A 6,849-nucleotide genomic window follows, 5' to 3' on the forward strand; every position below is an offset into this window, starting at 1 on the left:
CCGCGGACCACACGGTCCGCGGGGCCCTCGTCTTTGCCATGACTCCCGTCCTCGCCACGGCCCTCGTCCTCGTCGTGGCCCCCGGCGACCGCCGCGGCCCTCAGCGCACCCCGCGCTCCCGCTCCTCCACGAACGCGTTGTACGCCGCCACCTGAGCCCGCCTGGCCGTCCGCTCGACCGGGCGCAGCGCCTTGGCGCGCGCGGCCATCTCCGACGCGCTCACAGCCCCGCCGTGCCCGTTCCCGTACGCCACCGAGACCAGCAGCCCGATCCGCCGGGACAGCGCCAGCACCCGCACCGCCCTGGGCGGATAGCCGGGAGCGAGCACCTCGCCGTCCCGCTCGGCCCGCGCCCGGTACGCGTCGATCGCCGCCTCGGCGACCGGCCCCGAGCCCGCCACATCCAGCCGCGACAGCACCTCGGTCGCATCCCGCAGCGCTTCCGCGAGCTCCCGCTCCGCCTCCCCGAGGGACGGCACATCGGCGGGCGGCGCCTCGCGCACCGGCAGACAGTGCCAGACGACCTCCACATGCACATCGCCGTCGGGCCCGGCCTCGTACACCTCGGGTACGAGGCCGAGAGCGACCCCGTGGCAGACGACGGCCTCCTCGGCCTCCAGGGCGCGCGCGTTGAAATCCGGCGGACCGCTCAGCCCGAGCGGATGCCCGGGCGCGGGCAGCGCGACCCGCAGACCGCTCGCCCCGAGCGTGCGCAGCCGCCCCAGCGCGAGCGAGAGCCCGACGGGCCCCGTCTCGCCGGGCAGCCCCGCGACCCGGTGCACGGCGTCCTCCCCGACGATGGCGACCACCGCGTCATCCGGTGAGACAAATCCGGCCAACAGTGCGTTTCCCCATGCCGCCAACCGTCCTGAACGTGGTTCCGAAAGCATGCCTCCCACTTTAAGGAACCGCTTAAGGACCGGCCGATGGATTGGACGGGTCGACCGGTGGCGTAGGTTTTCCCTGGGGGCTGCGTCCACAGACGTCAGCGACGGCCGAGACTGCAATGGGAGACAGCGCGCTCATGAGCGATGTTCTGGAGCTTGAGGACGTATCCGTGGTCCGAGAGGGCCGGGCTCTGGTGGACCAGGTCTCCTGGTCGGTCAAGGAAGGCGAGCGCTGGGTCATCCTCGGCCCGAACGGCGCCGGAAAAACGACCCTCCTCAACCTCGCCTCCAGCTACCTCTTCCCCAGCCAGGGCACCGCCACCATCCTCGGCGAGACCCTCGGCAAGGTCGACGTCTTCGAGCTGCGCCCGCGGATCGGCGTGGCCGGCATCGCCATGGCCGAGAAGCTCCCCAAGCGCCAGACCGTCCTGCAGACGGTCCTGACCGCCGCGTACGGCATGACGGCCGGCTGGCACGAGGACTACGAGGAGGTCGACGAGCAGCGCGCCCGCGCCTTCCTCGACCGCCTCGGCATGACCGAGTTCGTGGACCGCAGGTTCGGCACCCTCTCCGAGGGCGAGCGCAAGCGCACCCTCATCGCCCGCGCCCTGATGACCGACCCCGAGCTGCTGCTCCTCGACGAGCCCGCCGCCGGTCTCGACCTCGGCGGCCGCGAGGACCTCGTACGCCGTCTCGGCCGGCTGGCCCGCGACCCGATCGCCCCCTCCATGATCATGGTCACGCACCATGTGGAGGAGATCGCCCCGGGCTTCACCCACGTCCTGATGATCCGCCAGGGCAAGGTGCTCGCGGCCGGACCGCTGGAACTTGAACTCACCTCGCGCAACCTCTCGTTGTGCTTCGGCCTCCCGCTCGTCGTCAGCCAGGCCGGCGACCGCTGGACCGCCCAGGGCCTGCCGCTGTCCTGACCGACCCGACCGACCTGTCCTGACAACCGGGAACACCCGCCACAACCGGAAGTGCGCCCTGTCGGGGACGGGACCTGCGGACCTACCATGACCATGTGAACGACATCGACGCATGGGTGTGGTGGCTGATCGGCGCGGCCGGGCTCGGAATCCCGTTGGTCGTGACCGCCATGCCGGAATTCGGAATGCTCGCCGTCGGCGCCGTCGCGGGCGCCGTGACCGCGGGCCTCGGAGGCGGTGTCGTCCTCCAGGTCGTCGTCTTCGCCGCCGTCTCGGTCGCGCTCATCGCGGTGGTACGGCCCGTCGCGGCCAGGCATCGCGCCCAGCGGCCCCAACTGGCCACGGGCATCGACGCGTTGAAGGGCAAACAGGCCGTCGTCCTGGAGAGAGTGGACAGTTCGGGAGGCCGGATCAAGCTCGCGGGCGAGATCTGGTCCGCACGCGCACTCGACACCACCCGCGCCTACGACGTGGGCCAGGAAGTCGATGTCGTGGAGATCGAGGGGGCGACGGCGATCGTCGTGTGACCTCCCAGGGCGTCCAGTGAACGGAACGTCGCACGTGGCGAGTTGTGGTCTGACACACTCGTCCAGCAAGATCTTCGACAGCTGCGAGATCGTCGGCGGTCACGAGATGCACGGCAGTCACGAGATTTTCCGGAAGCACCGAGGCGGAGAAGGGTACGGGGAGCCACGATGGAACCGATCATCATCGTCCTGATCATTCTGGTGGTGTTGGTCTTCATCGCGTTGATCAAGACCATCCAAGTCATTCCCCAGGCCAGCGCCGCCATCGTCGAGCGCTTCGGCCGCTACACACGGACCCTGAACGCGGGCCTGAACATCGTCGTCCCGTTCATCGACTCGATCCGCAACCGCATCGACCTCCGCGAGCAGGTCGTGCCGTTCCCGCCCCAGCCGGTGATCACCCAGGACAACCTGGTCGTGAACATCGACACCGTCATCTACTACCAGGTGACCGACGCCCGCGCCGCGACCTACGAGGTCGCCAGCTACATCCAGGCGATCGAGCAGCTCACCGTCACCACCCTCCGCAACATCATCGGCGGCATGGACCTGGAGCGGACCCTGACCTCCCGCGAGGAGATCAACGCGGCCCTGCGCGGAGTCCTTGACGAGGCCACCGGCAAGTGGGGCATCCGCGTCAACCGCGTCGAGCTCAAGGCGATCGAGCCGCCCACCTCCATCCAGGACTCGATGGAGAAGCAGATGCGCGCGGACCGTGACAAGCGCGCCGCGATCCTCACCGCGGAAGGTATCCGCCAGTCGCAGATCCTCACCGCCGAGGGTGAGAAGCAGTCGGCGATCCTCCGTGCCGAGGGTGAGGCGCGTGCCGCCGCGCTGCGCGCCGAGGGTGAGGCCCAGGCGATCCGTACGGTCTTCGAGTCCATCCACGCCGGTGACGCGGACCAGAAGCTGCTGGCCTACCAGTACCTCCAGATGCTGCCGAAGATCGCCGAGGGCGACGCGAACAAGCTCTGGATCGTGCCCAGCGAGATCGGTGACGCGCTCAAGGGGCTGAGCGGCGCGATGGGCAACTTCGGGCCGATGGGCGGCGGCAACCAGGGCGGCGGCGGCACAGAACGCCGAGAGAAGCCGTCAGTGGACTGACCTCACCTTGGTCGGGGGCGGCGGAGGCGGAGTTTTCGCCCCCGCCGCCCCTACCCGTTCCCGTCCCTGTCTGAGGGGCTCCGCCCCCGAACCCCCGCTCCTCAAACGCCGGAGGGGCTGGAAAGCCCCTTAGGGGCGCGGGGAACTGCGCGACCAGCCACAGCGCACCCGCACCCGCACCCGACAGCGCACCACCCCCGGCGAAGCGACTACGCCGGCTGCGCAAGCCACTCCGGCAGAGCCTCAAGATCATCCCGCCCCAGCGCCAGCAACATCGCATCCGCAGGAGTCGGCTCGAACGGCCGCCGCAGAAGCGGCATCCCCGCCTGATCAGGCGTCCGAGCAGCCTTCCGGTGATTGTCCTCCGCGCAGGACGCCACCGTGTTCAGCCACGAGTCCTGACCCCCCTGAGCCCGCGGCACCACGTGGTCCACCGTGGTCGCCCGCCGACCGCAGTACGCGCACTTGTGCCGGTCACGGACCAGCACACCTCGCCGCGACCACGGTGCTTGTCTTCGGAAGGGCACCCGTACGTATCGGCAGAGCCTGATCACCCGGGGCGCGGGTATGTCCAGCGCGGCTCCGCGCATACGCAGTTCGGGGTGGGCCTGCTCGACGACCGCCTTGTCCTGCAGCACCAGAACGACGGCTCGGTTCAACGTCACCGTCGACAGCGGCTCGAAGCTCGCGTTCAGCACCAGCGTGTCCCGCATCCAGCCCACCTCCCATGTGCACCGGCCCACCACCTGGCGGGCGTGGATCAACTCTGGCCGGGCACGCCGAGATGGACAACGCAATAAAAATGCCCGCCCCTGATCAATTCCAAGACCAGGGGCGGGCAAACACTCGGTGAAAGGTCAGCTCTCCGCGGGAGCCGCGTACTCGGCGACGAACTGGGCCCTCGCGAGGGTGTGGAACCGGAGATTGAAGCCCACCGCGGCCGGTGAGGCGTCCGAGTCCGGACCGAGTTTCTCCTGGTCCACCGCGTACACGGTGAACACGTACCGGTGTGCCGGATCACCCGCCGGAGGCGCGGCACCCCCGAAGTCCTTCGACCCGTAGTCGTTGCGCGCCTGAACCGCGCCCTCGGGCAGTCCCTCGAACTTCCCCGTGCCCGCACCCGCCGGCAATTCCGTCACCGAGACCGGAATGTCGAACACGACCCAGTGCCAGAAGCCGCTCCCCGTGGGGGCGTCCGGGTCGAAACACGTCACGGCGAAACTCTTGGTCTCCGCCGGGAAACCCTCCCAGCGGATCTGCGGCGAGGTGTTCCCGGCCGCGTGGACCTGGGCGTCCTTCAGCGTCCCACCCGCCTGGACGTCCTCACTCGTGACAGTGAAGGACGGCACGACGGGATGGAAGTCATGGGGAAGCGGCGGCCTCGTGGACTCCGTCACCTCGGCACCTCCTGATCGGTTCCTGCTCCTGAAAAGTCCCGTCCCGAGCTTAGGACCAGCCAGGTCCTGGGCGCCTCAGAACCAGTTGCGGCGGCTGCCCACCTCGGACAGCCACTGGTTGAGGTACGCGGCCCAGTCGGTGCCCTGGAAGTCGTTGAGTCCGACCTGGAAGGAGCGGAAGGAGTCGCTGCCCTCGCTGAACAGACCCGGCTTCTTGTCCATCTCCAGGACGACGTCCATCTCGCGGTCGTCCGCGACGAAGGTCAGCTCGACCTGGTTCAGGCCGCGGTACTGCTGCGGCGGGAAGAACTCGATCTCCTGGTAGAACGGCAGCTTCTGCCGCGTACCGCGGATGTGCCCCTTCTCCAGGTCCGCGCTCTTGAAGCGGAAGCCCAGCTGGATGAAGGCGTCGAGCAGCGCCTGCTGCGCCGGCAGCGGGTGCACGTTGATCGGGTCCAGGTCACCCGAGTCCACCGCGCGAGCGATGGCCAGCTCCGTGGTCACACCGATGTTCATGCCGCGCAGCGACTGGCCGGCGATGTTCGTGATCGGCGTCTCCCACGGGATCTCCAGACCGAACGGCACCGCGTGCACGCCGTTGGCCTGAAGCTCGAAGGCACCGCCGAGCTGGAGCTTCGTGAACTCGATGTTCTGCTTGTACTCCTGGTCGTCGTGGCCCTCGACCTCGACCTTGGCCTGCAGCCCGACCGACAGTCCCTCGATCGCCTGGTTCACGGATCCGCCCTGGATCCGCACCTCACCCTGGACGACACCACCGGGGACGACGTTGACCTCGGTCAGCTCCGTCTCGACCGAAGCCCCACCGGCACCCAGGCTCGCAAGCAGCCGCTTGAACCCCATCGTCTTCTCCTCTTTCGGGCAACGCCCCGTTGTTGTTCGGTCCGGATCGGATCCTTGATCCATACATACGCGATCCAGCCGGGTCCGGTTCCGCGCCTTCACCCTGGCAAGACGCGCGCTCCCTGACCACCCCGTACGCACTCGCACGTGTGAAGTACGCTCGTAAGCCATGATCGCGGCCCCTGACCGTACGCCCCTCGCCCGGGACTTCTTCGACCGACCTGTACTTGAGGTCGCCCCCGACCTCCTGGGACGCGTCCTCGTCCGTACGGACCCGGACGGTTCGGCCGATCCGATCGAGCTCCGCATCACGGAGGTCGAGGCCTACGACGGCGCGAACGATCCCGGCTCCCACGCTTTCCGCGGCCCGACGGCCCGCAACGCGGTGATGTTCGGTCCGCCCGGGCACGTGTACGTCTACTTCACCTACGGCATGTGGCACTGCATGAACCTGGTCTGCGGCCCGGAGGGCCGGGCGAGCGCGGTCCTGCTCCGCGCGGGAGAGATCACCGAAGGCGTCGAAGTGGCTCGCAAACGTCGACTTTCGGCCCGACATGACCGAGAACTGGCCAAAGGCCCGGCCCGTCTGGCCACGGCCCTGGCCGTCGACCGCTCCCTCGACGGTACGGACGCATGCGCCTCGCAGAGTTCACCGCTGAGCCTTCTGCACGGCACCCCGGTGACCTCCGACCAGGTACTCAGCGGTCCGCGCACCGGAGTGTCCGGCGACGGAGGCATCCACCCGTGGCGCTTCTGGATCACCAACGACCCGACGGTGAGCCCCTATCGGGCCCACACCCCCCGCCGCCGCCGAACTTGACTCGCCCTTGGGCGATACGTAACGTAGCCCGAGCCGCTTGAACCGGGTACTGCGTTCAGCCAGCAGCCGGAAGTGGCCAACCCACTACCTACGACTTCCTCTCAGCGGGGGTCCATTCAGCATGTCCGCATGCCTGAATTGGAACTCGCGGAACTCGATTATGAGTTGCCGAGGGGATCGGCTAACGTAGTGAATGTCAAAAGGCCGCAAGGCCAAAAGGCAAATCCCACCGACTGGGAATCGGGCCTGAAAGGGTCTGGTAGAGTCGGAATCGCCGGAAAGGGAAACGCGAAAGCGAAAACCTGGAAAGCACCGAGGAAATCGG

The 6,849-nt window shown here is 68.3% G+C and carries 9 protein-coding genes; 5 read left to right on the forward strand and 4 right to left on the reverse strand.

The window, feature by feature from the left end; translation table 11 throughout:
- Positions 1-100: 100 nt before the first annotated feature.
- Positions 101-889 carry a hypothetical protein gene (locus tag ACFWGJ_RS39940; protein WP_387333862.1) on the reverse strand — a complete coding sequence of 263 codons (789 nt, stop codon included), beginning with the start codon at positions 887-889 and terminating at the stop codon, positions 101-103.
- Between the two features lie 134 nt (positions 890-1,023).
- On the opposite strand from ACFWGJ_RS39940, the gene ACFWGJ_RS39945 reads away from it, so the two are divergent.
- From ACFWGJ_RS39945 to ACFWGJ_RS39955, 3 genes are all read left to right on the forward strand, one after another.
- Entirely contained in the window at positions 1,024-1,815 is a 792-nt protein-coding gene (locus ACFWGJ_RS39945) for an ABC transporter ATP-binding protein (RefSeq protein ID WP_387333863.1), read from the forward strand.
- Between the two features lie 95 nt (positions 1,816-1,910).
- A complete protein-coding gene (locus ACFWGJ_RS39950; protein WP_387333864.1) occupies positions 1,911-2,342 on the forward strand; it encodes an NfeD family protein in 432 nt (143 codons plus the stop codon).
- A 168-nt stretch (positions 2,343-2,510) separates the two neighbouring features.
- On the forward strand, positions 2,511-3,446 hold the full coding sequence (locus tag ACFWGJ_RS39955; protein ID WP_107017794.1) for an SPFH domain-containing protein: 936 nt from the start codon (positions 2,511-2,513) through the stop codon (positions 3,444-3,446).
- 209 nt (positions 3,447-3,655) lie between these two features.
- Here the strand turns inward: ACFWGJ_RS39955 and ACFWGJ_RS39960 are convergent, their stop codons facing one another.
- The 3 genes from ACFWGJ_RS39960 to ACFWGJ_RS39970 all read right to left on the reverse strand — a co-directional run bounded on the left by ACFWGJ_RS39960 (position 3,656) and on the right by ACFWGJ_RS39970 (position 5,704).
- Positions 3,656-4,159: an HNH endonuclease gene (locus ACFWGJ_RS39960; protein ID WP_107017795.1), complete on the reverse strand. Its 504-nt coding sequence runs from the start codon at positions 4,157-4,159 to the stop codon at positions 3,656-3,658.
- A gap of 144 nt (positions 4,160-4,303) precedes the next feature.
- Positions 4,304-4,843, reverse strand: a complete 540-nt coding sequence (locus ACFWGJ_RS39965; protein ID WP_387333865.1) for a YbhB/YbcL family Raf kinase inhibitor-like protein — start codon at positions 4,841-4,843, stop codon at positions 4,304-4,306.
- 75 nt (positions 4,844-4,918) lie between these two features.
- Complete coding sequence (locus ACFWGJ_RS39970) at positions 4,919-5,704, reverse strand: sporulation protein (RefSeq protein WP_387333866.1); 786 nt, start codon at positions 5,702-5,704, stop codon at positions 4,919-4,921.
- A gap of 169 nt (positions 5,705-5,873) precedes the next feature.
- Here ACFWGJ_RS39970 and ACFWGJ_RS39975 point away from each other — a divergent pair, with 169 nt between their 5' ends.
- Together ACFWGJ_RS39975 and ACFWGJ_RS39980 are read left to right on the forward strand one after the other, a co-directional pair.
- Positions 5,874-6,524, forward strand: coding sequence for a DNA-3-methyladenine glycosylase (locus tag ACFWGJ_RS39975; protein ID WP_387333867.1), 651 nt, complete (start codon positions 5,874-5,876; stop codon positions 6,522-6,524).
- Positions 6,525-6,653: 129 nt separating this feature from the next.
- On the forward strand, positions 6,654-6,849 hold a 196-nt coding region (locus ACFWGJ_RS39980; RefSeq protein ID WP_387333868.1), incomplete at its 3' end, for a hypothetical protein.

The organism is Streptomyces sp. NPDC060205 (assembly GCF_042728395.1).
Taxonomy (GTDB): Bacteria; Actinomycetota; Actinomycetes; order Streptomycetales; family Streptomycetaceae; genus Streptomyces.

Excerpts from the sequence above, each read along its gene's own strand:
- ACFWGJ_RS39970 (WP_387333866.1), bottom strand. The coding sequence starts at position 5,704 with ATGGGGTTCAAGCGGCTGCTTGCGAGCCTGGGTGCCGGTGGGGCTTCG.
- ACFWGJ_RS39960 (WP_107017795.1), bottom strand. The coding sequence starts at position 4,159 with ATGCGGGACACGCTGGTGCTGAACGCGAGCTTCGAGCCGCTGTCGACG.
- ACFWGJ_RS39955 (WP_107017794.1), top strand. The coding sequence starts at position 2,511 with ATGGAACCGATCATCATCGTCCTGATCATTCTGGTGGTGTTGGTCTTC.
- ACFWGJ_RS39975 (WP_387333867.1), top strand. The coding sequence starts at position 5,874 with ATGATCGCGGCCCCTGACCGTACGCCCCTCGCCCGGGACTTCTTCGAC.
- ACFWGJ_RS39940 (WP_387333862.1), bottom strand. The coding sequence starts at position 889 with ATGCTTTCGGAACCACGTTCAGGACGGTTGGCGGCATGGGGAAACGCA.
- ACFWGJ_RS39945 (WP_387333863.1), top strand. The coding sequence starts at position 1,024 with ATGAGCGATGTTCTGGAGCTTGAGGACGTATCCGTGGTCCGAGAGGGC.